The organism is Telluria sp. B2 (assembly GCF_051789535.1).
Lineage (GTDB): Bacteria > Pseudomonadota > Gammaproteobacteria > Burkholderiales > Burkholderiaceae_D > Telluria.
This window is the reverse complement of the sequence record NZ_CP196525.1, coordinates 1938473-1962333: the sequence shown is the minus strand read 5'-3', so window position 1 is coordinate 1962333 and position 23861 is coordinate 1938473. Positions and strand designations below refer to the sequence as shown.

Genomic DNA, 23861 nt, shown 5'->3' with positions numbered 1-23861 from the left:
GGTACCGGTCTCTTCGCCCTACCTTGTTCTTTCGCGGCGCGCATCCTGCGCCGCCATCCCTTATTTCCAGCTGACCTTGCCCAGTCCGTCGACGCTGACCTTGCGGTTGAGCGGCTTGCCGTAGACTGTGACCGACCCCATCCCCGACAGGTTCAGGTTCGCGTTCTGCTGCGCCGTCACGGTCGCATTGCCCAGGCCCGACAGCTCCAGCGTCACGCTCTCGGCCGTGAACTGCTGGGCGTCGAGCCCGCCCAGTCCGGCCAGCTCGGCCTTGAGCCATTTGCTGCGCCCGGCCAGGGTCACGTAGCCTGCTCCCTGCAGATCGAGTTCGATGCCTTCGCTCTGCATGCCGGCCAGCTTCATGCTGCCGACGCCGCCCAGGCTGGCGCTGATCAGGCGGTAGTTCACGTTCACGTTCATCGAGCCGGCGCCATCGAGCGACAGTTCCAGTTCCTCGCCCGAGAAGCCGCTGATCTCGGTGGTGCCGACGCTTTCCGAACTCACCTCGCGCAGTTGCGGCAGCACCAGTTCGGCGCGCAGGGGATTGCTGCGCTGCAGGCGCACGCCGCGCGTCTCGGTGCCGATGTGGAGCGTGTCGCCGCTTTGCATCGTGGTCAGCTTTTCCAGCCAGCGCGGGTCGCCGCGCAGGACCAGCACCGCCGGGCTACCCTGGCGGATATGCAGGTCGACCAGGCCGTCGAGCTTGACGCGCACCACGCGGGCGTCGACGCTGCGGGTTTCGTTCGCCGTGTCGGGCGCGGCCGTCGCCAGGCGCACCAGCGCCAGCATGCCGATGGCCGCGAGGGCGAACTTGAAAAACTTGTGCATGACATTCTCCGTATCGATTCCAGTGTCGTCTTGTGTTGTCGCCGCGTCAATACAAGGCATGTGCAGGCGCAACACTACCAGCAAGCCCCGCCCTGCTCCAGTAAAAATTTGTATTCCGGCAATCTGGCGGGACTGACAATGCCTGCACTATAGCGGCGCGCCCTGCATGACCGGCGGGGAATGCGACAGACTGCAGAAACCGCGTACCGAACGACGTGTGGCGCGGGTACGGCGCTGACATGCATACGTAAAAAATTACTTTTTAGCATGTCTTTGCGTTAAGATGAATTGCTCCGCGCCCTAGAGGCGCGGCTGCTTTTTTCGTCTCAGCCATTTATTGAGGTCATCAATGCGCATGCGCCAACTCCCCGTCCTGCTGGCCGGGCTCGGCTTGTCGATGTCCGCCTTCGCGGCGACTTCCGACAAGTGGGACCTGCCGGTCCATGTGAAGAAACTCGACAACGGCATGACCGTGGTCGTCTCCGAAGACCACAGCTCGCCCACGGTCGGCGTCTCGGTCGTCTACCACGTCGGCATGCGCCTCGAGCCGCGCAACCGCACCGGCTTTGCGCACCTGTTCGAACACCTGATGTTCCAGGGCACCCCGAACGCACCGAAGGGCGTGTTCGACAAGACCATCACCGCCGGCGGCGGCCGCAACAACGGCTCGACCCGTCCCGACTTCACCAACTACATCGAGACCGCGCCGGCTTCGGCCCTGGAGCCCATCCTGTGGCTGGAAGCGGACCGCATGAAGACCCTGGACTTCAACGAGAAGACGCTGAAGAACCAGCAGGACGTGGTCAAGGAAGAGATCCGCGTGAACGTGAAGAACCAGCCCTACGGCGGCTTCATGTGGATCGACATCAGCCAGCACGCCTTCCAGAAGTGGGAAAACAACCACGACGGCTACGGCAGCTTCGAAGACCTCGAAGGCGCCAGCCTGGACGACGTGCGCGCCTTCCACCGCGACTACTACGGCCCGAACAACGCGGTGCTCGCCATTTCCGGCGACGTGACCCCGGCCCAGGGCTTCGCGCTGGCGCAGAAATACTTCGGTTCGATCGCGCCGCGTCCGACGCCGAAAAGCGGCGACTTCTCCGAGCCGCTGAACAAGGTCGAGAAGCGCGTCGAGCAGACCGACGCCCTGGCCCAGGTGCCGGCGATTGCCGCCGCCTGGAAGATCCCGGAACGCGGCAGCCGCGACCAGGCGCCGGTCGCCGTGCTGGCCGAACTGCTGGCCGGCGGCGACGCCTCGGTCCTCTACCAGGGCCTGGTCAAGGGCCGCGAGATCGCCCTCAACGTCGACGTCCTGTTCGGCCTGACCGATCCCTGGACCTACGACGGCCCGACCCTCCTGACCGTGTTCGCCCTCTACAAGCCGACCAGCAACGCCGACGCGATGCTGGCCGCGATCGACGAGGAAGTCGCGAAGATCGTCAAGGACGGCGTCGACGACGCCACCCTCAAGCGCGTCAAGACCCGCATGCTGGCCGACTGGAACAACTCGCTCGAGTCCTTCATCAACCGCGCCGACACCCTGGCCAAGCTGCAGACCCTGTGGGGCGACGCCAACGTCGTCAACAAGATCCCGGGCTGGATCGAGGGCGTGACGTCCGCCGACCTGCAGCGCGCCGCCGCCACCTACCTGGTGAAGAACAACCGCACCGTCATCGACCGCAAGCCTGTCGCCAAGCCCGCCGTTGCTGCAACTCCGGTTGCTGGAGCGCCTGGCGCTGCGGCAACCGGTTCTGGTTCAAACAAATAAGGAGCGCATCGATGAAAAAACTGATGCTCGCATTCGCCGTCTCGATGGCGTTCGTTCCCGTGACTTTTGCTGCCGATGCGCCTGCCGCCGCGAAATCGCTGCCGATGCCGGCCTACGGCAAGGACAAGCCGATCCCGACGCCGCAGATCGTCAAGAAGACCCTGGCCAACGGCATGACCGTCTGGGTCGTGCCGCGCCAGGGCCTGCCGCGCGTCGACTTCGTGCTGGCCATGCGCGGCGCCGGCTACGCCGCCGACGACAAGGCCCATCCGGGCTTCGCCAGCCTGCTGGCCGGCATGCTCAACGAAGGCACCGCCAAGCGCGACTCGCGCGCGATCGCCGAAGCGGCCCAGGGCATGGGCGGCTCGGTCGCGGCCGGCCCGGCGGCCGACGGCATCGTGGTCTCGGCCAACGCCTTGGCCTCGCACGCCGGCGAGATGATGTCGCTGCTGGCGGAAGTCACCCGCGTGCCCTCCTTCCCTGCCAAGGAAGTCGAACTGGCCAAGGCCAATGCCCTGCAGGCGCTGCGCGTGTCCGAAACCACGCCGCGCTTCCGCGCCGAGCGCGCCATCAACCAGGCGATCTACGGCGAGCACCCCTACGGCCACACCGAGCCGACCGCGGAAGCGATCAACTCGGTCACCCAGGACATGCTGCGCACCGCCCACGCGAAACGCTTCCGCCCCGACCATGCACTGCTGGTGATCACCGGCCGCATCAAGGAGGCCGAGGCGATGAAGCTGGCGCAGGCGGCCTTCGGCGACTGGAAGGCGCAGGGCCCGGCCCTGGCCGAGCTTGCCCCGGCGCCGGCCAGCGCCAGGCCGGCGCGCATCCTGCTGCAGCGCGGCGGCAGCGTGCAGTCGACCATCCGCTTAGGCAGCCCCGGCATCGCCGCCAGCGCCGCCGACCAGGTGCCGCTGCGCCTGGCCAGCACCATCCTGGGCGGCGGCTTCTCGAGCCGCGTGAACATCAACCTGCGCGAGGAAAAGGGCTACACCTATGGCGCCTCGGCCGGTGCGCGCATGAGCCGTGTCGGCGGCGCGATCGTCGGCGGCGCCGACGTGCGCAACGAGGTCACGGGTGCAGCGCTCACCGAGTACTTCAACGAGTACAAGCGCATCGGTTCGGAGCCGGTCCCGGCGGAAGAAATGACGATGAACAAGCGCTACGTCGCCGGTGGCTACCTGATCAGCAACCAGCTGCAGCGCTCGGTCGCCGCCACGCTGGCCCAGAACTGGCTGGTCGGCCTGCCGCCGGAGTTCCTCGGCCAGTTCGTCCCGCTGATCCAGAAGGTCACGCCGCAGCAGGTGCGCGAGGTCTCGGCGAAGTACTTCGCGCCGGAGAAGCAGTCCATCGTCGTGGTCGGCGACCAGGCTGCGGTGGGCGAACAGCTCAAGCAGTTCGGTCAGTTCACCGTCAGCGACAAATAAGAACGGCATTGTCCGGTTCGAACGCCCGCCTTGTGCGGGCGTTTTTTGTTTCCGGGTCAGGCGTACGGGTATGCGGGGGCACGAAAGACCGCGTGGACTCGGGAGTCCACCCTACAACGGCGGGTTTCGTAGGGTGGACACCTGTGTCCACGCTGTATGGCACCGATGCGCATCCGCAGCGCCGCAGAAAATCACGTCCCCAGCGCGATCCCCGGCCTGCGCCGCAGCGCGCTCATCACCTCGCGCACCGGCAGGTGCCAGTTCAGGTCCGTGTTCGTGTGGTGCCAGGCATTGCGCGGCCGGTACTCGACGCTGATCGCGGCGTTCGAATTCATGGCGCCGAACCAGTCGATCTCGCCCATCACGTCGATGATCCTGCGGTAGTGCGGCGGCATCGCGATCGCCGCCGAGATCGTGACGATCGCCAGGTCCCCCAACGCCTCGTCCTGGTGCGCGTCGCGCAGCGCGTACAGCGCTTCCGAGATCACCAGGTTGCCCTTCGAGTGCCCGACCAGCAGACCGAAGCGGAAGCGCCGGTCGGTCAGCACCCGGCACAGCGTGCGCGTGTCCAGGCTGGTGCGCGCGGGGTTGATCGTTTCCATCGTGGCGGACTCCCAGGCATTGCCGCGCGCCAGTTCGTCGATGCCCTCGAACGCATGCCGCACGCGGTTGAGCGCGCCGAACCAGAACCAGCCGCCGGCCGCCTCGGTCAGCAGGTCGGCCAGCCCGTAGCCAGAGACCAGCCCCGCCACCGGCTCGCCGAAGGCATCGGCCACGTTGCGTGCAAAGGCCGCCGTGCCGAGCGCGGAACTGCCGACGCCGGCCACGGCCAGGATGCGGGCCTGGATGCCGCCGTTCCTGGCAAAGGCCTCGATGTCCGGGCAGATGCGCAGGCTGCCGTCCCCGGATGGCGGCACGATCAGGAGCGCCCCCTCGCGCGCCAGCCACGGCGCGCTCGATGCCGCTTCGGCGGGCGTGACCACGCCGATGTCGTAGAAAATGGCGTCCAGCACGGCGTTGCGGCGCCGGTAGCCTTCCAGCAGGGCTTCACGCCAGGGCGCTTTCGCCTGCACCACCTCGGACGCGGTGTTGCGCCCGGCCTGGGCGGACGCAAGCACCAGCGGTGCGCTGCTCCTCATCGATTGCGCCATGGCCGATCCTCCCCATCGGACACATGCGGGGCGCCTGCAATGCGTCTGCGATGCGCCCCTTCATCCACCTAAGAGGGGCGCCGGAACGCAAAGTTCACCGCCGGGCGCGTTCCGGGTGTGGGCCGCTAGCGCAGCAGCGCCTCCAGGTTGGCGCGGTAGGGTTCGGGGATGGCGACCGGATGCAGCATGCCGCCGAAGGCCGCGAGGATCAGGCCGGACAGCAGCAGCGCGGCGGCGATGCCGGCGCCGGCAATGCGCGTGCGCGCCAGGCTGCCGACACGCCCGCGCGCGAGGTAGTGGAAGGCGGCGGCCAGGTGCACGCCGAAGGCAAGCACCGCCAGTCCATAGTAGGGAAAGAAGAAGAACTGGAAAGGCGCGACGTGCAGCCCGGCCGCCGCGAAATGGAAGTTGGTGTCAACGCCCTGCAGGATGCGCCCGGCCAGCACCGAACTCACGTGCACGAGCAGGAAGAAGGCCAGGTAGAGGCCGGAGATCGCCTGCAGCCGGTCGAAGCGCGCGCGCCGCTGGCCCCTGCGGCGCGCCACCAGCGCCAGGCCCGACACCGCCTGGAACAGCACGCAGGCCAGCAGCAGGGCCTCGAGCGCGGGCACGCGGGTCACCAGCCTTACCTTGTCCATGAAGGCGATGTGGCTGGCCACGCTGTCGACCGCCGCCAGGTGGTTCGCCAGGTGCGCCACGGCGTACAGCCCAATGACGAGCGCCGAGGCGCGGTGCAGGCGCTGCAGCACGCTCAGGCTCCGGCGTGGAAGGGGCAGCCGCGTACCGGTCCGGCAAGCGGCGCCGCAGCGGCTTCCTGAGCCGGCTGCGCGGCCGCGGCCGGCCTGCGCCGCAACACCAGCCGCAGCCCGCCTTCGGGGCGCTGGCTGACGCCCATGCGCGCCTTCGGCGCACCCTGCCCCGGCGCCGGCTGCAAGATAAAACGCTGCAGCAGCATCGCGAGCGCGAGCGTGATCTCGACGCTGGCAAAGCTGCTGCCGATGCACACCCGTGGACCCGCGCCGAAAGGCAGATAAGCGCCGCGCGGGATCTCGCGGCCGGCCGCCGGGTCGAAGCGCGCGGGATCGAAACGTTCCGGCTGCGGGAACCAGCGCGCGTCGTGGTGGGGGATGACAGTCATGATCGACACCACGCTGCCCTTCGGCAGCAGGTAGCCGCCGATGCGCACGTCCTCCAGTGCGCGCCGCGCCAGCAGGCCCGGCGACGGCGAGTACAGGCGCATCACTTCCTTGACCACCATGCCGATATAGGGAAGCCGGGCCAGGTCGGCGCAGCCCGGCGTGCGGCCGCCGAGCACGCGGTCGACCTCTTCGGCGGCGCGGCCCGCCACCTCCGGATGCGCGGCCAGCGCCCAGCCGGCCCAGGTCAGCGCCGCCGCCGTGGTTTCGTGGCCGGCCAGGAAGGTGGTCATCAGCTGGTCGCGCACGCCTTCGTCGTCCAGCATGGCGCCGCCCGCTTCTTCGCCCTCGCCCTCGCTCCCCTCGTCCACCGCCGCCAGCAGCATGCCGAGCAGGTCGTCCTGCCCTTCCGGGGCGGCGCGGCGCGCCGCGATGTGCGAGCGGATCAGGGTGTCGAGCAGGCGCATCGCATCGCGCTTCGCGCCGCGTCCCGGATACGGCAGCCAGTCCGGCAAGGCGAAGGGCAGGAACATCTCGCGGTAGCCAATGTCGACCAGGGTGCGCACGGCGCGCTCGACCCTGCCGGTATCGTCGGCCCCGTTGGCGTCGACCCGTGCGCCGAACATGGTGCGCAGGATGACATCGGCCGCCAGCATGTTCATCGCGTGCTCGAAGTCCACTGCCGTCGCGCCGTCGCCCGGCATGGCGGCCAGCGCCTCGGCGACCGCGGCGCTCACCTGGCCGGCATAGGCGTCGAAGCGCTTCGGGCTGAAGGCCGGCTGCAGCATGCGGCGCTGGCGGCGCCATTGGGCGCCCTCGCTGATGAGCAGGCTCTGGCCGTGCAGCTGGGCCAGCACCTCGACATGGCGCTCCCAGCGGACAAAAGCGTGCGCCTTCTCGACCAGCACCTCGCGGATCTGCTCGGGATGACGCAGGGCGTAATAGTCGACGTGCCCGAACTTCACGTACACCATGTCGCCATGGCGTTCGTGGGCGTCGCGCCAGAAGCCGAGGAAGTCATTCTGCATGCGCCGCAGCGAGCGCATGCCGAAAGCGCGGTCACGCGGACCGGGTGGGCGGGTTATCGTCGTCAAGGGAAAACTCCAGTCGGTAGATCCAGTCGGCTTCCTCGTGCTGCACGTCGTGCGCGAGCTGCAGCGGCGTGCGGCCGGTCTGGGCCTTGCAATCGCGGACCATGTGCGACTGGTCCGCGTACTCGCTGGCGAGGGCATGGTCGGCCATGTCGACCTGGCCGCCCGCCAGGTACTGGCGCTGGGCGCGCAGGAAGCTGCGTTCGCCGCGCCACAGGCGCGCCAGGGTCTGCAGCCTGGCGCCGGCCTGGTGCGGCGCCACGCGCTGCAACTGGCGTGGGCCGAGGCCCAGGACCTTGCTCGCCAGCGCCAATGTCAGCCGTCCACCCAGGCGGCGCATGCGGGTCCAGGCCGGCAGCGCGGCGCCGCCATGCAGGGCGATGTATTCTTCGATGCAGCGGCGGCGCGCTTCGTCGTCACTTGCGCCGAACACCGCCTCGACCAGTGCGACTGCGTGCGCGGGCAGCACCTCGCGTGCATCGACGAAGCGGTCCTGCAGGGCGGCCAGGTCGACGCCGAACAGGGCGTGGAAGGCGTCCGGATAGAACATCGCGATGCAGGCGTGGACCTCGCCCTGGTTTCTCGACGTGACCGGTGCGCTCTGGCAGCCGCCGACGACGCAGCGTGCGAGCGGCTGTTGCAGGGCCAGCCCGCCACAGGCGATCAGCTCGGCCTGCCCTTCCAGGAACCAGGTGATGGTGCAGTGTGCCGATGCCGGAAAGCGGTTCAGCAGCGCCGTTCCCTCGAGCCCGCAGCCGCGGGCGTCGCGCGAAACGTAGGCACGCAGGAAAACCGCCGCGGCGGCGTCGGGCAGCCACAGGCGGGTGATCGGCGGACGGGAAACGTTGGGGCGCATACCCCGTATTCTAGCTTTGCCTGTTTGGCAAGATAGAATAAAAACGACATGGGCCGGACATTCCTGCCCGGCCCATCCGCTGCCTGCCCGTCGCTGGCGCCATGAATACTCAGCCGCGCAGCGCCTTTTCCAGGTCTTCCAGCTCGGCCGGCTTCACCAGGTGGGCGTCGAAGCCCGCCTCCAGTGCCTTCCTGCGGTCCTCGGGCGAGCCGTAGCCGGTGTGGGCGACCAGGCGGATGTGCTTGAGTTCCGGATGCGCCTTGAGCATGCGCGCCAGCTCGTAGCCGTCGGCGCCCGGCAGGCCGATGTCGAGCACGATCACCTGCGGCCGGTGCTGCAGCGCCAGCGGCACGATCTGGCTGGCGTCGTGCGTGGTCCAGGCCTCGTGGCCCATCTCGGCCAGCAGGAAGCCCATCATCTCCATGGCGTCGATGTTGTCGTCCACCAGCAGCACGCGCAGTCCACCCGCCATGCCGGCCGCTTCCTCGGGCGCCGCCGCGCCTTGCTCGGCGCCGGTCACGCGCAGCACCGGCAGCTCCACCGTGAAGGTGCTGCCCATGCCGATGCCCGGGCTTTCGGCGCGCAGCTGGCCGCCGTGCATTTCCAGCAGTCGCGACACCAGCGACAGGCCGATCCCCAATCCTTCCGGAGCGCGGTCCGGCGGCACCGCGGCCTGGGCGAACATGCCGAAGATGCGCGGCAGGTTGTCCTCGGCGATGCCGATGCCGTTGTCGATCACGGCGATGCGCACGGTATCGCCGTCGAGCGTGACGACGAGGCGGATATGGCCGCCCTTGGGCGTGAACTTGGCCGCGTTGTGCAGCAGGTTGCCCATCGACTGGGCCAGGCGCACCGGGTCGCCCGCGATCCAGATCTGGCGCTCGGGCTGCTGGATCTCCAGGTGGTGCTCGCGCGCCGCGATCAGCGGGCCGGCGGTCTCGATCGCCTGGGCGATCACGGCGCCCAGGTTGACCTCCTCGCGGCGCAGCACGATCTTGCCTTCCGAGATGCGGGCCACGTCCAGCAGGTCGTCGACCAGGTGGGCCAGGTGGTCGACCTGGCGCAGGATGACTTCGCGCGCACGGTTCTGGCGCTCGGCGGCATTCGCGCCGGTCACGCCCAGCAGGGCCGCGGCGTTGCGGATCGGGCTCAGCGGATTGCGCAGTTCGTGCGCGAGGGTGGCCAGGAACTGGTTCTTGTTGGCGTCGGCCGCGCGCAGCAGCGCTTCCATCTCCTTGCGCGCGCTGATGTCGCTGGTGACGCGCGCCACGCGATAGACCTCGCCACGCGCGTTACGCACCGGGAACAGGCGGTCGCGCACCCAGCGCGTCGTGCCGTCGCCCAGCACCACGCGGAACTCCTCGTCGTAGTGCGGCTGGGACGCCAGCGCGGCCCAGCGTCCCTGCAGGCGGGCGCGGTCGTCCGGATGCACGCCGTCGAGCCAGCCCAGGTGGTTGCGGCGCAGCGACTCGACGCTGCGGCCCCAGATCGCCGCGTAGGCGGGGCTGACGTAGGCCAGCACGCCGTCGGGCGCCGAGAACATCCAGAACACGTCCTCGATGTTGTCGGTCAGCTGGCGGAAGCGCTCCTCGCTCTCGCGCAGCTCGTCCTGGGTCTGGCGCATGCGCAGCAGCGCATTCACGTTGGCGACCAGTTCGTCGGCCTCGATCGGCGCGGCCAGGTAGTTGTCGGCGCCGCCTTCCAGGCCGCGGATCTTGTCGGCGCGCCCGGTCAGCGCGGCCGATGTCTGCAGCACCAGCACGCAGTTGGTGTCGGGGTCGGACTTGATGCGGCGGCACACCTCGATGCCGTTGATGTCCGGGAGCTTCACGTCGAGCAGCACCAGCGCCGGGTCTTCTTCGCGCACCATCGCCAGCGCATCGGTGCCGTTGGCCGCTTCCAGCACCCGGAAGCCCGCGCCTTGCAGGATCCGGGTCTTGGCGTAGCGGGCGCCGTCGTTGTCGTCAACGTTGAGGATGAGGAACTGGTTCGCGGTCATGGTTCGTTATGGTGAGCGCTGTCGGACTGCGGGAAAGGATACCGGCGCGGCAGTATCAAAGTAAAGGTCGAACCGACGCCCACGCGGCTGGTCACGTCGACCCGCCCGCCGAGGAAATCGGCCAGGCGCCGGCACAGCGGCAGCCCGAGGCCGGTGCCCTTGCTGCGTCGCTGCAGCGGATGCTCGACCTGGGTGAATTCCTCGAAGATCAGCTGCAAGTGGTCCGGGGCGATGCCGATGCCGGTGTCGGTCACGGCAAAGGTGATCGTGTCGCTGGCGGCATCGTAGGAAGCGCTCACGCGCACCGAGCCCTGTTCGGTAAACTTCAGCGCATTCGAGACGAAGTTGCGCAGGATCTGGGAGATCTTGCCCTCGTCGGAATCGAAAGGCGCGTCGACCCCGCCGTTGTCGAACACCAGTTCGACCCGCTCGGACGTCACCAGCGGACGCAGCATGCCCTTGAGGGCGCGGAACAGGTTGTCCACGACGACGGGCGCGACATGGGTCTCGACCTTGCCGGCCTCGATCTTGGCCAGGTCGAGCAGGTCGTTCACCAGTTCCGACAGGTCGGTCGCGGCGGTCTCGATGAAGCGCACCTGGCGCTCCTGTTCCGGAGTCAGGTCGCCGTCCATGCGGTCGAGCAGCAGCTTGGACAGCGCGCGGATCGAGGACAGCGGCGTGCGCAGCTCATGGCTGGTGTTCGACAGGAAGCGCGACTTCATCTCGTCGGCCTTGCGCAGGCGCTCGGCCTTGTCCTCGATCTCGGCATACAGCGCGACGATGCCGCGATTGGTGTCTTCGAGTTCGCGGGTCAGCGAGAGCAGGTCTTCCTGGCGTTCGCGCAGCTCGGCGAGGGTTTCGACCAGCTCGCGGTTCTGCTGCTGCACTTCCTGGTAGGTATTCTGGGCCGGCATCGCCGCCAGCTCGGCGCCGATCTGCGCCAGGCGCGAGGACCCCAGCGGCGCCTGCATCGGCAGGGTCTTGCGCATCACGATCGTCGGGCCTTGCGCGCCGTCGGCGATTTCGCAGGCGTCCATCAGGCGGTGCGCGGTGACGATCGCCGGATCCGTGTCCACGCCGGCGCCGCCCGCGCCGGCGACGCTGACTTCGAGGTGCTGGCGGCCGTTCAGCTCGGCGAGCGCGAACACGGCGCGCGCCCCGGTCCCCGACTGCGAGGCGACGCGCGCCACTTCGGACACCGCGGTGGCGATGCGCACCTGGTCCTGCTTCGAAAAGCCGAGCAGGCTGGACACCTGGCGCGCGCGCTGGCGCACCAGCACCACGTCCTGGTCCGATTCCAGCGCGACGTTGAGGATGCGTCCGTTCACGTGCGCCCCGCCCTTCTGCGCACCACCAGCACCATCGCGTCGTCGCGCCGGCGGATGTAGTCGCGCATCAGCACCGCCGCGATCAGCGCCGGCGTGTGCGCAAGCAGCCCCGGGTACTTGTCCAGGTCCCACTGGGTCTGGATCCCGTCCGAGTGCATGATGCACAGCGCGCCCGGCGGACAAGGCACGGAAAACTCCTGCACCTTGCGCATGTTGTGGCCGACGATGCCGTTGTGCGACACCAGCGCGCGGCGGCCGTCGCCGTCGATCACGCAGGCATTGATGTTACCGATGCCGGCGAAGCGCACCACGTTGTTCTCGAAATCGATGCGGGCCGCGGCCAGCGCCGCGCCGCGCGTGATGCGCAGGGCCTGGTGCGCCGCGTCGACCAGGCGCGCGGGCTCCGCGTCGGGCAGGCGCTGCAATTCACCAATGGCGGCGTTGGCCGCCGCCGCCGCGTCCGGCCCATGGCCGAGGCCATCGGCCGCCAGCAGCGTGGCGCCGGCGCCGTCGCAGGCGACACCCCAGCCGTCGCCGCAGGCATCCTCGCCCGCCAGCGGCACCGTCAGCGCCCCGACCTCGACCTTGCACAGGGCAGGCGCCGGGTCGTCCCGCCACAGGCGCATGAAGAACAGCGCGCCGTTGCCGGGACGCGAATACACGTCGAACTCGTCGGCCAGGCGGTTCAGGGCGCCCAGGCCGGTGCCGGAGGTGCCGGTGGTGGACATGCCGTCGCGCAGGCAGGCGTCGAGGTCATGGATGCCGGGGCCGTTGTCGACCGCCAGCACGTCGATGCCGGGCACGCCCTCGGACTGCGACACGTTCACGTAGATCGTGCCCTCGCCCGCGTGCTTGAGCAGGTTGGTGCCGGCCTCGGTGACGATCAGCGCGAGCTGGCCGGCGCGGGTCTCGTCGAAGCCGAGGCTGGTGGCCAGCTTCTGGCCCGCACGGCGCGCCGCGGCGATGTCGCTGGCGTGCGTGATGGAGATCGACAGCTGGGTGTCGAGTGAACTGATCAGCGTTTCCATTTCACCGCCAGCACCGCGGTGCCCTCTCCGGGCCGGGTATCGATGTCGAACTCGTCGACCAGGCGCCGCGAGCCGCCCAGCCCGAGCCCGAGGCCGCCGCCGGTCGTGTAGCCGTCGCGCAGCGCCTGCTCGATGTCGGGAATGCCGGGACCATTGTCGACGAACAGCAGGCCGACGCCGTGACGGAAGCCGTCGACCAGCCTGTCCAGGTGGACCGCGCCGCCGCCGCCATACTTGATGGTGTTGCGCGCCAGTTCGCTTGCGGCGGTGACGAGCTTGGTCTGGTCGACCAGCGACAGGCCGATCGCCACCGCGCGCTCGCGCACGTGCTTGCGCAGGCCGACCACGTCCTCGTCCCCACGCAGCGGCAGGGTCGTGCGGTCGGCGCGCAACTGGCGGTGACGGTCCAGCAGTTCCGTGTCGAATTCAACTGCGGTTGCAGCATTCATCTATTCAGATTCTTTCCGAGCAGGGCCATGCCTTTTTCGACGTTCAGCGCGGTCTTCACCCCATGCAGGGTCAGGCCCAGCTCGACCAGCGTGATGGCCACGGCCGGCTGCATGCCGACCACCACGGTCTGGGCATCGAGCACGCGCGCCATCGCCGCCGTGTTGCTGATCATACGCCCGATGAAGGAGTCGACCAGGTCGAGCGCCGAGATGTCGATCAGGACGCCCTTGGCATTGTCGCGCACGATGCGCTCGGTCAGGTCGTCCTGCAGCGTCATCGCCAGGCGGTCGTGCATGTCGACCTGGATGGTGACCAGGAGCAGGTCGCCCATCCGCAAAATAGGAATGCGTTCCATCTTATGCCTTCTGGCTGACCAGGGTGGTGCCGGTGCGCTCGAGCGCGACGACGAAGGCGTCGGCCAGGGTGGCCTTGGTGATCACGTCTTCCAGGTTCACGCCCAGGTGCACGATGGTCTGGGCGATCTGCGGACGGATGCCGCTGATGATGCAGTCGGCGCCCATCAGGCGGGCGGCGGCGATGGTCTTCATCAGGTGCTGGGCAACCAGGGTGTCCACGGTCGGCACGCCGGTGATGTCGATGATGGCGATCACGGCGCCGGTGTCGACGATCTTCTGCAGGATGTTTTCCATCACCACCTGGGTGCGGGCCGAGTCCAGGGTGCCGATCAGCGGCAGCGCCAGGATGCCGTGCCACAGCTTCACGACCGGGGTCGACAGTTCCAGCAGTTCCTGCTGCTGGCGCACGATGATCTGGTCCTTGGCCTTCTGGAACACTTCGATGGTGTACAGGCCCAGCTTGTCGAGCAGCGTGCTGATCGACCACGAGGCGGCAGTCAGGATCTCCGGCTCGCCGGCGAAGGCCGCGGTCAGCTGGGAGAACACCGGCTGCTTCAGCGAGAACACGAAGGTCGCGGTTTCGCTCGGGGTCGAACCGGTCTTGGCGCGGCTCGACGAAATCTCGGCCAGCAGGTCGCGCACGTCGTCCCACGAGCGGTGCTCGATGTTCTCCAGCTCGCCGCCGCGGGTGGCGGCCGCGAACGAGGCCAGGAACTGCTGGCAGTGATCACGCAGTTGCTGCTTCGAGCTGGCGGTACCGCGCACGGTCAGGGCCTCGAGCTGGGCGATCCATTGCGAGCCGATCTCGGCTTCGTGTTCCTGGATGAGCTGGCTGATGCGGGCGGCGTTGTCCTTCGTGGTCATCTCTTCGTATCCTTGGTCGATTTTTGGATGGTACGGGTTGTGCGCGGAACACTGGCGCAACACCCCTATGATCGGAAAAATGACCAACTATAACATCTATATCCTGCGCCCCAAGGCACGGTAGGGCTCAGCGTGCCTGTATCGACCGCGAGCGACGCAGGTGCAAGTGACCGGAAATGAAAAAACCGCCAGGCGCGCGCACTGGCGGTTTGGTCGCACAGCAAGCGTCCTCGCTTGATCCTGCCCAAGTTGACCTTGAAATGGAGGCGCAACAATCGCGATTGCTTCATTAATTCTCGGAGGAAATATGGCAATCGACGTGTATTTGCAGATTGATGGCATCAAGGGGGAATCAACCGACGACAAGCACAAGGACTGGATCGAATGTCTGTCAGTACACTGGGGCATCGTTCAGCCAAGGAACAGCAGCAGCTCGTCCTCCGGAGGGCATACCACGGAACGTGCCGAACTCACCGACATACAGATCTCCAAGCTGGCCGATCTTTCTTCGCCGATTCTGATGCAGACCTGCGCTGCGGGCAAAACGATTCCCAAGGCAAAACTTGAGTTCATGCGAGCTGATGGCCAGGGCGAAAGGGTGAAGTACTTCGAAATCGAGCTGGAAAATATCCTCATCGGTCATGTCGCCCCAGGAATCGACCCGGGCGAAATCTTGAATGAGCGCGTTGGTCTTAAGTTCTCGAAAGTGAAGTGGAAATACACCCAGCAGAAGGTATCCGGTGGAAGTGGCGGCAGCACTGCGGGTGGCTGGGACTGCGCGACCAATAAAATTGCATAGCCCTGCCTCGACGAACATGAGCGCACTCTACTGATGACCAAGCAGGAGCTGCAATGACATTACGTACTGCGTATGAGCGATGGCAAGAGGGGCTTGACAAGGCGGTCCGTGACAAAAGATGGAGCGCCTATGACTGCGAGATCACGGTGACTGTCGACGAATTCAATCGGCACCTGCTTAGAACGCCCGGCTTCAAGGCTCTCGACTGGAAGCTCATCAAAGCGATGCTGTGGACGGAAACCGGCGCAGCAATCCCCGAATGGAAGACGAAGCCAATGCAGATCGGCGTCGCCGGCGATCCGGGCTTGAAGGCACTGTTATCCCGAACGGAAGGTGGGGAACTGATCCTGCCGCCGACCTGGCAGGCGAGGCTCAGCTTTGGCAGTGTGACGACGATCCCGAGCCATAACATACGGGCAGGAGTAGCCTATCTGCTTATGCGAATGGCTTACTTCGAGCATAGAACAGTGCTCGCTGCCGACGCCCCAACGATTGAAGAGGTCAAGGTCAGCCCAGGCGACAGCCTTGCGAAGATCGCCAGAACGCGTGGAAGCCCGCCTGAAATTCTAAAACGATTGAACGACGGGGTATCGACACTGCGAGTTGGACAAACCCTTAAACTCCAGAAGGGGCGCGTCGAAAAGGTCATCGCAGGATGGCGCCCGATTTCGACCACGATGATCGCTCAGCGTTACAACGGCGGCGGCGATCCCAACTACGCCAGGAAGCTCGATCATGCCCTGGCCTTGATAAGGAAAGGTGGAAACGTCCAATGCGAGCCCCACTAGTCATCGCATTCGCCATGAGCTTTTGCGAGGCGAACCCGGTAGCTGCCCGAGACACAATGGGTCAGCCTGCCGTCCTGGAGCAGTGTTCTGAATATTCGCAGGCGGAGATTCGCGCGTGCCTGGTGCGGCAAACGCGACAGAGCGAAGCAGCGCTGCGCAAAGCGGAATCGTCCGTTCTCACGGCGATCACGAAATGGGACGAGGATGAGAAATACATCGCTCATGCGAAGGATCAGCTTCGACTTTCAAAGAAGAGATTTGCAGAGTATCGAGACGCGCAATGTGCGTTTCATACGTCGCTTGGAGGCGGTGCGATCATGAACGGTCTGGAACAGCGCAGGCTGGCATGTGTCAGCGATCTCAACAACAAACAAGCCAGGTTGTATCTGGACGAAGTTTCGAGCTTGCCTTCCAGAAAATAGCGGGTTCGACCTCAAGACTGGGAAAATCCAATGACACAACCCACCAATAGCGAAGGCGGCACCAAAGAAAAACGTCGTGATGTGTACATGAGCTTTGCCTCCGGTGCGAAATTTGGAGTGGTCGTCGCAGTACTCGTGCTACTCGTAAAATCGATTTGACGCAAATTAGCGATGATAAAAAAACCGCCAGGCTCACGCACTGGCGGTTTTTGTTTGGAGCGGCGAACCGCTTCGGCTTAATGCGGTAGCTTACTGCGCCGCAGCTTCCACCGGATCGGCAGCCTTCATCGACAGCTTCAGGCGGCCGCGCTCGTCGGTCTCGAGGACCTTCACGCGCACTTGCTGGCCTTCCTTCAGGTAGTCGGCCACGGCGTTGACGCGCTCGTTGGCGATCTGCGAGATGTGCAGCAGGCCGTCCTTGCCCGGCATGACCTGGACGATCGCGCCGAAGTCCAGCAGCTTGAGCACGGTGCCGTCGTAGGTCTTGCCTACTTCGACCGACGCGGTCAGCTCTTCGATGCGGCGCTTGGCTTCCTGGCCGGCGGCGGCGTCGACCGAAGCGATGGTGACCACGCCTTCGTCGGTGATGTCGATCTGGGTGCCGGTCTCTTCGGTCAGCGCGCGGATGACGGCGCCGCCCTTGCCGATCACGTCACGGATCTTTTCCGGGTTGATCTTGATGGTGATCAGGCGCGGTGCGAAGTCCGACAGTTCGGTCTTCGTGGTCGGCATGGCTTTCTGCATCTCGGCCAGGATGTGCTGGCGGCCTTCCTTGGCTTGCGCCAGCGCCACCTGCATGATTTCCTTGGTGATGCCCTGGATCTTGATGTCCATCTGCAGCGCGGTGATGCCGTTGGCGGTGCCCGCAACCTTGAAGTCCATGTCGCCCAGGTGGTCTTCGTCACCCAGGATGTCGGTCAGGACGGCGAACTTGCCGCCTTCCTTGATCAGGCCCATGGCGATGCCGGCGACGTGCGCCTTCATCGGCACGCCGGCGTCCATCAGCGCCAGGCAGCCGCCGCAGACCGATGCCATCGACGAGGAACCGTTCGATTCGGTGATTTCCGACACCAGGCGCACCGAGTACGAGAACTCTTCCGGCGACGGCAGGGCTGCGACCAGCGCGCGCTTTGCCAGGCGGCCGTGACCGATTTCGCGGCGCTTCGGGGTGCCCACACGGCCGGTTTCGCCGGTGGCGAACGGAGGCATGTTGTAGTGCATCATGAAGTCGTCGGTGTACTCGCCCATCAGCGCGTCGATCTTCTGGCTGTCGCGCGCGGTGCCGAGGGTGGCGATGACCAGCGCCTGGGTTTCGCCGCGGGTGAACAGGGCCGAGCCGTGGGTACGCGGCAGGACGCTGGTGCGGATCGAGATCGGACGCACGGTGCGGGTGTCGCGGCCGTCGATGCGCGGCTCGCCTTCCAGGATCTGCGAACGAACAACCTTGGCTTCCATGTCGAACAGGATGTTGCCGACTTCGGCGGCATCGGCTTCGATGCCCTGGCTTGCCAGGCCTGCCATGACTTCGCCGGACAGCGACTTCAGCTTTTCCTGGCGCAGGGTCTTTTCGCGGGTCTGGTAGGCGTCGCGGATCTTCGCGCCGGCCAGCTGGGCCACCTGGGCGATCAGGGTTTCGTTCTTGGCCGGGGCGGTCCATTCGACTTCCGGCTTGCCGCCTTCTTCGACCAGCGCGTGGATCGCGTCGATGACGGCCTTCATCTGCTCGTGGCCGTAGACGACCGCGCCCAGCATGATTTCTTCCGACAGTTGCTGCGCTTCCGACTCGACCATCAGCACGGCGGTTTCGGTACCGGCCACGACCAGGTCCATCTGCGAGGTCTTCATCTGGCTGGTGGTCGGGTTCAGGATGTACTGGCCGTTGGCGTAGCCGACGCGCGCGGCGCCGATCGGGCCGTTGAACGGGATGCCGGCGACGCACAGGGCGGCCGAGGCGCCGATCATCGACGGGATGTCCGGGTCGATCTCAGGGTTGACCGACAGCACGTGGATGATGACCTGGACTTCGTTCAGGTAGCCTTCCGGGAACAGCGGGCGGATCGGGCGGTCGATCAGGCGCGAGGTCAGGGTTTCTTTTTCGGATGGACGGCCTTCGCGCTTGAAGAAACCGCCCGGGATTTTACCGGCAGCGTACGTTTTCTCGATGTAGTCGACGGTCAGGGGGAAGAAGTCCTGGCCCGGCTTCGCGTCTTTCTTCGCGACCACGGTAGCCAGCACGACGGTGTCTTCGACCGACACCACGACGGCGCCGGATGCCTGACGAGCGATCTCACCAGTTTCCAGGGTGACCGTGTGTTGGCCGTACTGGAAGGTTTTCGTAACTTTGTTAAACATGGGTAATCCCTTTCTATTTGCCGACAGATTTTCAGGAGCTGTCGTTCACCTCACCACTGACGCCTCAGAATGCGGCGCTTTACAACGAAAACAAGCAGAAGCTAAAAAAAATGCCCGCGTCAGTGGAAACTGGCGCAGGCATTTCCTTCTAAACCGACTGACGCAAAGATTACTTACGCAGGCCGAGTTTGGCGATCAGGTCACGGTAACGATTTGCATCCTTACGCTTCAGGTAAGCCAGCAGGCTCTTGCGACGGTTGACCATCATGATCAGGCCGCGGCGCGAGTGGTGGTCTTTCTGGTGGGCTTTGAAGTGGCCGTTCAGTTCGTTGATGCGTGCGGTCAGCAGTGCAACCTGGACTTCCGGCGAACCGGTGTCGTTCTGGGCACGGGCGTTGTCCGCGATGATCGCGGCTTTGTTGATGTTTTCTACGGTCATGATGTTACCTTTCACATGCGGTGCAAGAGTCGCAACCCAGCGCACCGTGAGATGTTCAAAAAAACTGCCCTTGCGGACAGACCCGCCAGTATATGCGAAAACAGTTGGCGTCACCAGCATTTGCTGCGGCAAAGCTCGGGCATCATAAGGTTTTTGTAGCAGGCACGAGGTACACAATGCACAAAATGATCAAATTTGCAATGGTTTGCGCGGCAATCGTGCTCGCCGGTTGCGCCGGCCCCGCCTTCATGCGCGGCGCGCCGGCCCTCGGCGAGCCGGCGGCGGCTGTCACCGCCAGGCTGGGCCAGCCGACCAACGTCTATCCCCTGCCCGATGGCGGCCAGGCCCTGGAGTATGCGACCGGGCCGATGGGCCAGTTCACCTGGATGGCGCGCATCGGGCCGGACGGACGGCTGGTGTCGTACGAACAGGTGCTGACCGGGGAGAAGTTCACCACCATCAAGATCGACCAGGCCACCAAGGCGGACGTGCTGCGCACCATCGGCCGGCCTGCCGAAACCTCGCATGTCGCCATGCACAACTACGAGGTCTGGTCCTATCGCTACAAGGAATCTGGCGTGTGGAACTCGCTGATGCACGTGCATTTCGACGCCAACGGTGTCGTGCGCATGATGCAGAACGGGCCCGATCCCATGTTCGAGGTGCGCGACCGCTTTCCCTGGTAGCCGGAATTTCTGGCATATGCATGGCACAACAGCAACATTTGTCTCCTATACTGCTGTGCCATGGACTTTGCACACGCAGCAGGAAACCCTCGACAGCGGCAGCGCTACGCCACCGGCATCGGCGTCTCGCTGGCCGTGCATGGGCTGTTGATCTCGCTCTGGCAACTCTCGCAGTGGCCACAGCGCCCTGAAGATGCGGCGCCCGCCGCCAGCATGCTCCTGCGGCTGCTGCCGGCGCGGCCACCGGAGCCGGCCGTGCCGCCGCTGCCACCGCCACGCGGCACGGCGCCGCCGGCCGCCAGGGCGGCTGCCGGCCACCCCGGAAAACAGGAGGCCGAGGAAAGCTCCCTCCCATCATTGCCGCGACAGGCGGCTATCGGGGCGGTGACGCCGGCTGAGTCCCAAACCGACGCCCTGCCCGCCGCCCCTGTTCCCTCGGCGCGCGAACTGCTGAGCCGGGCCAAGGCGGCGGCAGGCGGCATCGACCGCACCCTGCGCAGGGAGAACCCGCAGCGCGGCATCGTGGCGCCGGTCGTGACGGCGCAGATGAAGCTGGAAAAGGGAATCGCCGAGGCGGCCGACATGGCGCCCAACAAGTGGTACCAGGCGCCGAAAACCCAGGAAATCATGGACCCGGGCGGCTATGGGCGCCGCCGTTACCGGGTGGTGGGTCCGCGCGGCACCTATTGCGTGACCTACGAGTCCAACCATGGCCCGGACGGCCGCGACAGCATGCGTGACGGACTGCCGCCGAAGATGACCAATTGCGACCCGGACGAAGGACCGGCCACCTTCCAGAAGTGGAACGATGCGCCCGCCCCCGCGCCGCGGGCGCCTTTCAAGTATTAACGGCGGGTCTCGTCGAGCGGCTCGTCGTCGGTCGGAATGATGCTGACAGGCTTGCCCTTGGCGCGCTGCCAGACGAATACCGCATAGCCGGACAGTCCGTAGATGACGAAGATCGGCCACAGCACCTTCGGCGGATCGATCGCCACCAGTGCGAAGCCGAGCGCGATCAGGAACACGACGATGAAGGGCACCGACTTGCGGAAGTTGACGTCCTTGAAGCTGTAGAAAGGCACGTTCGAGACCATGGTCAGGCCGGCGAACACGGCAATGCACCAGCTCACCCAGTCGACCTGGCGGGCGCTGACGTTGATGTCGGGATCGGTCATCATCATGATGAAACCGACCACCAGGGCCGCCGCGGCCGGGCTGGGCAGGCCCTGGAAGAAGCGCTTGTCGACTACTTCGATGTTGGTGTTGAAGCGGGCCAGGCGCAGGGCCGCGCCGGCGCAGTAGACGAAGGCGGCGATCCAGCCGAGCTTGCCCAGGCCGCGCAGCGACCATTCATAGATGACGAGCGCCGGCGCGGCGCCAAAGGAGACCATGTCCGACAGCGAGTCGTACTGGGCGCCGAACTCGGACTGGGTATTGGTCAGGCGCGCGACGCGGCCATCGAGGCCGTCGAGCACCATGGCGATGAACACCGCCCAGCAGGCATGCTCGAAACGCTGGTTCATTGCCATCACGATCGCATAGAAACCGCAGAACAGGGCCCCGGTGGTGAAGGCGTTCGGCAGCAGGTAGATGCCGCGTCCGCGCTGCCCCTGCTTGTCCTCGGCCCGGCGGCCGAAGCGCCTGAGGCGGGAGAATCGTGGCGCGCGCGGCGCCCCTCCGTTTTTTTTGCGTCGTGGGAAGGCTGGCATAGTGTTCCGTATTCAAGTGCGCGCTAACAAAGCGCCGTCCCCGCATTATAGAGGCGAGGACGGCATGTTAGCGAACGGATACTATTGAAACTTTCCCCGCGGGCAGGCCGCCTTGCCGCAGGCCCGTCGGAAACATTCCTTACCTGAACTTCACCTTGCCGACGAGACGCATCTGCAGGGTCGTCTCGCCCGGCTCGAAGCTCGGCTCGGGCATCTCGTCCGCCATTGCCGGCGGCGGTGCCGCGCGCATCATCATGGCCTTTTCGACGCGGCCATCGCCGTAGTTGCCCGAGCCTTCGAAGTCCACCGTGTCGAGCACGGCGTCGGAGGGCTGGCGCCCCATCGCGCGCGCAATCGACACGATGCGCTCGTTCAGCTTGCGGTAGGTTTCGGCGATGCGCTGGTCGTCCAGGCGCTTTTCCAGCGCCGGGCTCAGGCCGAAGGCGATGTTATTGATCGACAGGACCTTCTGGGCGGCCGCCACCGTCTTCGGCAGCTCGGCCAGGCTGGTGGTCTTCACTTCCAGGTACTGGCCGACGCGCCAGCCGATCGGCACCGGCTTGACCGGCGTGCGTCCTGCAGGCAGCGGCTGCACCGGCGGCTCGGGGTAGACCGGATAGGTGAAGTAACCGACCGTTTTCAGCTCGGCCTTCGGATCGGCACGGCGCACGATCTCGGTGCCCTCTTTCATCTTGCGGTTCACGCGCGCGGCGGCCGCCTGCTTGTCCTTGTCGTGCTCTTCCACAATGAAGGTGACGACCGCCTGGTCGTTGGCGGCGCGCACTTCGCCGATCGCGGGAACGACCACCATGGTGCCGCTGGTCGAGGGCATGGCAGCGGGTGCGGCCTGGGCCGGGGTTTGCGCCTGGACGTGGGAGGCCATCATCAGGCTCGCCAGCAGGATCATTTTTGGAAGGGACATTGTTGTTCTCCTATAAGTAATGCGGATGCGCATTCCTTATACGATACCGTCCCGGCACGTGCTGTCGTGATTTTGTAATGGAAAGTTGCAAAGTCGGGCGCGGCGCCGGATGTGCGAGCGGCGAAGAATTCGGACGTGGCCCAAATTTGCCCGGCGGCGGACCGTAGGGTGGGCACGCGGTGCCCACGCGTTACGGACGCGTCCTTGCACCGACGGCTGAAAAATGTCGCTCGCGCGGCATGCCATGAAGGAAAAGCCGGCATGACGTTCGTGGTGCTTTGCATGCTGCGCGAGCGACAAGCCGCCGCTATCGGTGCATGCAAACGCGCGTAACGCGTGGGCAGTGGGGCTGGCTAAATGCCGGCACCACAAAGTGCCTACCCTACGGTCGCGGCCCCGGGCTGGCGCATAGCCGCCCGGATACTTCAAGCAATCGATCAGTTCTTCGACTGATCCACCAGCTTGTTCTTCGCGATCCACGGCATCATCGCGCGCAGCTTGGCGCCGACTTCCTCGATCTGGTGCTCGGCAGTCAGGCGGCGGCGCGAGATCAGGGTCGGGGCGCCGGCCTTGTTCTCGAGGATGAAGCTCTTCGCGTACTCGCCGGTCTGGATGTCCTTCAGGCACTGCTTCATCGCCTCCTTGGTCGCCGAGGTGACGACTTTCGGACCGGTCACGTACTCGCCATATTCGGCGTTGTTCGAGATCGAGTAGTTCATGTTGGCGATGCCGCCTTCGTAGATCAGGTCGACGATCAGCTTCAGTTCGTGCAGGCACTCGAAGTAGGCCATCTCGGGCGCGTAGCCGGCTTCCACCAGGGTCTCGAAGCCGGCCTTGATCAGCTCGACGGTGCCGCCGCACAGCACGGCCTGTTCGCCGAACAGGTCGGTCTCGGTCTCTTCGCGGAAGTTGGTCTCGATGATGCCGGCGCGGCCGCCGCCATTGGCCATGGCATACGACAGCGCGATGTCGCGCGCCGCGCCCGACTTGTCCTGGTAGACCGCGACCAAGTGCGGCACGCCGCCGCCCTGCTTGTAGGTATTGCGCACGGTGTGGCCCGGGGCCTTCGGCGCGATCATGATGACGTCGAGGTCGGCGCGCGGCACGACCTGGCCGTAGTGGACGTTGAAGCCGTGGGCAAAGGCGAGGACTGCGCCCTGCTTCGCGTTCGGCTCGACGTTTTCCTTGTAGACCTGGGCGATGTTCTCGTCCGGCAGCAGGATCATGATGACGTCGGCATTCTTGACGGCCTCGTCGACCTCGGCGACCTTCAGGCCGGCCTGTTCGACCTTGTTCCAGGAAGCGCCGCCGCGGCGCAGGCCGACGGTGACGTTGACGCCCGATTCGCTCAGGTTCTGCGCGTGGGCGTGGCCCTGCGAGCCGTAGCCGATGATGGCGACGTTCTTGCCTTTGATGAGGGAGAGGTCGCAGTCTTTGTCGTAGAAAACTTTCATTTTTT

At 65.9% G+C, this 23861-nt stretch carries 24 protein-coding genes; 8 read left to right on the top strand and 16 right to left on the bottom strand.

All coding sequences use genetic code 11. From position 1 onward, the window contains the following. Positions 1 to 60: 60 nt before the first annotated feature. Entirely contained in the window at positions 61 to 828 is a 768-nt protein-coding gene (locus ACSUZJ_RS08795) for a GIN domain-containing protein (protein ID WP_499415237.1), read from the bottom strand. 355 nt (positions 829 to 1183) lie between these two features. Here ACSUZJ_RS08795 and ACSUZJ_RS08790 point away from each other — a divergent pair, with 355 nt between their 5' ends. Together ACSUZJ_RS08790 and ACSUZJ_RS08785 are read left to right on the top strand one after the other, a co-directional pair. After that, complete coding sequence (locus ACSUZJ_RS08790; protein WP_499415235.1) at positions 1184 to 2596, top strand: M16 family metallopeptidase; 1413 nt, start codon at positions 1184 to 1186, stop codon at positions 2594 to 2596. Positions 2597 to 2607: 11 nt separating this feature from the next. Next, positions 2608 to 4026: a M16 family metallopeptidase gene (locus ACSUZJ_RS08785; RefSeq protein ID WP_499415233.1), complete on the top strand. Its 1419-nt coding sequence runs from the start codon at positions 2608 to 2610 to the stop codon at positions 4024 to 4026. 191 nt (positions 4027 to 4217) lie between these two features. Here the strand turns inward: ACSUZJ_RS08785 and ACSUZJ_RS08780 are convergent, their stop codons facing one another. From ACSUZJ_RS08780 to ACSUZJ_RS08735, 10 genes are all read right to left on the bottom strand, one after another. Further along, positions 4218 to 5177, bottom strand: coding sequence for a hypothetical protein (locus ACSUZJ_RS08780; protein ID WP_499415231.1), 960 nt, complete (start codon positions 5175 to 5177; stop codon positions 4218 to 4220). A gap of 125 nt (positions 5178 to 5302) precedes the next feature. Continuing rightward, the gene (locus tag ACSUZJ_RS08775) at positions 5303 to 5926 is read right to left on the bottom strand and encodes a hypothetical protein (RefSeq protein ID WP_499415229.1); all 624 of its coding nucleotides are present in this window, start codon (positions 5924 to 5926) and stop codon (positions 5303 to 5305) included. A gap of 2 nt (positions 5927 to 5928) precedes the next feature. Continuing rightward, positions 5929 to 7407: a cytochrome P450 gene (locus ACSUZJ_RS08770; RefSeq protein WP_499415227.1), complete on the bottom strand. Its 1479-nt coding sequence runs from the start codon at positions 7405 to 7407 to the stop codon at positions 5929 to 5931. Beyond that, a complete protein-coding gene (locus ACSUZJ_RS08765; RefSeq protein ID WP_499415225.1) occupies positions 7373 to 8260 on the bottom strand; it encodes a helix-turn-helix domain-containing protein in 888 nt (295 codons plus the stop codon). The genes ACSUZJ_RS08770 and ACSUZJ_RS08765 overlap by 35 nt, the downstream gene beginning before the upstream one ends. A gap of 109 nt (positions 8261 to 8369) precedes the next feature. Continuing rightward, complete coding sequence (locus tag ACSUZJ_RS08760) at positions 8370 to 10259, bottom strand: hybrid sensor histidine kinase/response regulator (protein ID WP_499415223.1); 1890 nt, start codon at positions 10257 to 10259, stop codon at positions 8370 to 8372. Further along, complete coding sequence (locus tag ACSUZJ_RS08755) at positions 10256 to 11587, bottom strand: ATP-binding protein (RefSeq protein WP_499415221.1); 1332 nt, start codon at positions 11585 to 11587, stop codon at positions 10256 to 10258. The genes ACSUZJ_RS08760 and ACSUZJ_RS08755 overlap by 4 nt, the downstream gene beginning before the upstream one ends. Then, positions 11584 to 12615, bottom strand: a complete 1032-nt coding sequence (locus ACSUZJ_RS08750) for a SpoIIE family protein phosphatase (protein WP_499415219.1) — start codon at positions 12613 to 12615, stop codon at positions 11584 to 11586. The genes ACSUZJ_RS08755 and ACSUZJ_RS08750 overlap by 4 nt, the downstream gene beginning before the upstream one ends. Continuing rightward, complete coding sequence (locus ACSUZJ_RS08745; protein WP_499415217.1) at positions 12603 to 13064, bottom strand: anti-sigma regulatory factor; 462 nt, start codon at positions 13062 to 13064, stop codon at positions 12603 to 12605. Before ACSUZJ_RS08745 ends, ACSUZJ_RS08750 begins: the two co-directional genes overlap by 13 nt. Continuing rightward, positions 13061 to 13420, bottom strand: a complete 360-nt coding sequence (locus ACSUZJ_RS08740; protein WP_136218527.1) for an STAS domain-containing protein — start codon at positions 13418 to 13420, stop codon at positions 13061 to 13063. Before ACSUZJ_RS08740 ends, ACSUZJ_RS08745 begins: the two co-directional genes overlap by 4 nt. A gap of 1 nt (position 13421) precedes the next feature. Further along, the gene (locus ACSUZJ_RS08735; protein WP_499415214.1) at positions 13422 to 14285 is read right to left on the bottom strand and encodes an STAS domain-containing protein; all 864 of its coding nucleotides are present in this window, start codon (positions 14283 to 14285) and stop codon (positions 13422 to 13424) included. Positions 14286 to 14592: 307 nt separating this feature from the next. Between ACSUZJ_RS08735 and ACSUZJ_RS08730 the strand changes: the two genes are divergently transcribed. From ACSUZJ_RS08730 to ACSUZJ_RS08715, 4 genes are read left to right on the top strand one after another with little or no spacing between them, the layout of a single operon-like run. Next, complete coding sequence (locus tag ACSUZJ_RS08730; RefSeq protein ID WP_499415213.1) at positions 14593 to 15084, top strand: Hcp family type VI secretion system effector; 492 nt, start codon at positions 14593 to 14595, stop codon at positions 15082 to 15084. A 53-nt stretch (positions 15085 to 15137) separates the two neighbouring features. Next, complete coding sequence (locus ACSUZJ_RS08725) at positions 15138 to 15872, top strand: LysM peptidoglycan-binding domain-containing protein (RefSeq protein WP_499415211.1); 735 nt, start codon at positions 15138 to 15140, stop codon at positions 15870 to 15872. 56 nt (positions 15873 to 15928) lie between these two features. Beyond that, complete coding sequence (locus tag ACSUZJ_RS08720; RefSeq protein ID WP_499415209.1) at positions 15929 to 16294, top strand: lysozyme inhibitor LprI family protein; 366 nt, start codon at positions 15929 to 15931, stop codon at positions 16292 to 16294. Between the two features lie 30 nt (positions 16295 to 16324). Next, the gene (locus ACSUZJ_RS08715; protein WP_499415207.1) at positions 16325 to 16453 is read left to right on the top strand and encodes a hypothetical protein; all 129 of its coding nucleotides are present in this window, start codon (positions 16325 to 16327) and stop codon (positions 16451 to 16453) included. Positions 16454 to 16543: 90 nt separating this feature from the next. On the opposite strand, the gene pnp is transcribed toward ACSUZJ_RS08715, so the two are convergent. Continuing rightward, on the bottom strand, positions 16544 to 18646 hold the full coding sequence (pnp, locus tag ACSUZJ_RS08710) for a polyribonucleotide nucleotidyltransferase (RefSeq protein ID WP_499415205.1): 2103 nt from the start codon (positions 18644 to 18646) through the stop codon (positions 16544 to 16546). Between the two features lie 169 nt (positions 18647 to 18815). Next, complete coding sequence (gene rpsO / locus ACSUZJ_RS08705) at positions 18816 to 19085, bottom strand: 30S ribosomal protein S15 (RefSeq protein WP_499415203.1); 270 nt, start codon at positions 19083 to 19085, stop codon at positions 18816 to 18818. 176 nt (positions 19086 to 19261) lie between these two features. Between rpsO and ACSUZJ_RS08700 the strand changes: the two genes are divergently transcribed. Both ACSUZJ_RS08700 and ACSUZJ_RS08695 read left to right on the top strand, forming a co-directional pair. Further along, positions 19262 to 19771 (top strand): hypothetical protein, encoded by a 510-nt coding sequence (locus ACSUZJ_RS08700; RefSeq protein WP_499415201.1) that lies wholly within the window; start codon positions 19262 to 19264, stop codon positions 19769 to 19771. A 60-nt stretch (positions 19772 to 19831) separates the two neighbouring features. Further along, positions 19832 to 20620, top strand: a complete 789-nt coding sequence (locus ACSUZJ_RS08695) for a hypothetical protein (protein ID WP_499415199.1) — start codon at positions 19832 to 19834, stop codon at positions 20618 to 20620. Here ACSUZJ_RS08695 and pssA read toward each other — a convergent pair. The 3 genes from pssA to ilvC form a co-directional block, all read right to left on the bottom strand. After that, on the bottom strand, positions 20617 to 21480 hold the full coding sequence (gene pssA, locus ACSUZJ_RS08690; protein ID WP_499415197.1) for a CDP-diacylglycerol--serine O-phosphatidyltransferase: 864 nt from the start codon (positions 21478 to 21480) through the stop codon (positions 20617 to 20619). The two genes, ACSUZJ_RS08695 and pssA, sit on opposite strands and share 4 nt — an antisense overlap. A 139-nt stretch (positions 21481 to 21619) precedes the next feature. After that, entirely contained in the window at positions 21620 to 22402 is a 783-nt protein-coding gene (locus ACSUZJ_RS08685) for an SIMPL domain-containing protein (RefSeq protein ID WP_499415195.1), read from the bottom strand. Positions 22403 to 22839: 437 nt separating this feature from the next. After that, entirely contained in the window at positions 22840 to 23856 is a 1017-nt protein-coding gene (ilvC, locus tag ACSUZJ_RS08680) for a ketol-acid reductoisomerase (protein WP_499415193.1), read from the bottom strand. Between the last annotated feature and the right edge of the window lie 5 nt (positions 23857 to 23861).

Excerpts from the sequence above, each read along its gene's own strand:
- ACSUZJ_RS08785 (WP_499415233.1), top strand. The coding sequence starts at position 2,608 with ATGAAAAAACTGATGCTCGCATTCGCCGTCTCGATGGCGTTCGTTCCC.
- ACSUZJ_RS08740 (WP_136218527.1), bottom strand. The coding sequence starts at position 13,420 with ATGGAACGCATTCCTATTTTGCGGATGGGCGACCTGCTCCTGGTCACC.
- ACSUZJ_RS08795 (WP_499415237.1), bottom strand. The coding sequence starts at position 828 with ATGCACAAGTTTTTCAAGTTCGCCCTCGCGGCCATCGGCATGCTGGCG.
- ACSUZJ_RS08765 (WP_499415225.1), bottom strand. The coding sequence starts at position 8,260 with ATGCGCCCCAACGTTTCCCGTCCGCCGATCACCCGCCTGTGGCTGCCC.
- ACSUZJ_RS08720 (WP_499415209.1), top strand. The coding sequence starts at position 15,929 with ATGGGTCAGCCTGCCGTCCTGGAGCAGTGTTCTGAATATTCGCAGGCG.
- ACSUZJ_RS08735 (WP_499415214.1), bottom strand. The coding sequence starts at position 14,285 with ATGACCACGAAGGACAACGCCGCCCGCATCAGCCAGCTCATCCAGGAA.
- ACSUZJ_RS08725 (WP_499415211.1), top strand. The coding sequence starts at position 15,138 with ATGACATTACGTACTGCGTATGAGCGATGGCAAGAGGGGCTTGACAAG.
- ACSUZJ_RS08760 (WP_499415223.1), bottom strand. The coding sequence starts at position 10,259 with ATGACCGCGAACCAGTTCCTCATCCTCAACGTTGACGACAACGACGGC.
- ACSUZJ_RS08750 (WP_499415219.1), bottom strand. The coding sequence starts at position 12,615 with ATGGAAACGCTGATCAGTTCACTCGACACCCAGCTGTCGATCTCCATC.
- pssA (WP_499415197.1), bottom strand. The coding sequence starts at position 21,480 with ATGCCAGCCTTCCCACGACGCAAAAAAAACGGAGGGGCGCCGCGCGCG.
- ACSUZJ_RS08700 (WP_499415201.1), top strand. The coding sequence starts at position 19,262 with ATGCACAAAATGATCAAATTTGCAATGGTTTGCGCGGCAATCGTGCTC.
- ilvC (WP_499415193.1), bottom strand. The coding sequence starts at position 23,856 with ATGAAAGTTTTCTACGACAAAGACTGCGACCTCTCCCTCATCAAAGGC.
- ACSUZJ_RS08790 (WP_499415235.1), top strand. The coding sequence starts at position 1,184 with ATGCGCCAACTCCCCGTCCTGCTGGCCGGGCTCGGCTTGTCGATGTCC.
- ACSUZJ_RS08695 (WP_499415199.1), top strand. The coding sequence starts at position 19,832 with ATGGACTTTGCACACGCAGCAGGAAACCCTCGACAGCGGCAGCGCTAC.
- ACSUZJ_RS08715 (WP_499415207.1), top strand. The coding sequence starts at position 16,325 with ATGACACAACCCACCAATAGCGAAGGCGGCACCAAAGAAAAACGTCGT.
- ACSUZJ_RS08730 (WP_499415213.1), top strand. The coding sequence starts at position 14,593 with ATGGCAATCGACGTGTATTTGCAGATTGATGGCATCAAGGGGGAATCA.
- ACSUZJ_RS08685 (WP_499415195.1), bottom strand. The coding sequence starts at position 22,402 with ATGTCCCTTCCAAAAATGATCCTGCTGGCGAGCCTGATGATGGCCTCC.
- pnp (WP_499415205.1), bottom strand. The coding sequence starts at position 18,646 with ATGTTTAACAAAGTTACGAAAACCTTCCAGTACGGCCAACACACGGTC.
- ACSUZJ_RS08745 (WP_499415217.1), bottom strand. The coding sequence starts at position 13,064 with ATGAATGCTGCAACCGCAGTTGAATTCGACACGGAACTGCTGGACCGT.
- rpsO (WP_499415203.1), bottom strand. The coding sequence starts at position 19,085 with ATGACCGTAGAAAACATCAACAAAGCCGCGATCATCGCGGACAACGCC.
- ACSUZJ_RS08780 (WP_499415231.1), bottom strand. The coding sequence starts at position 5,177 with ATGGCGCAATCGATGAGGAGCAGCGCACCGCTGGTGCTTGCGTCCGCC.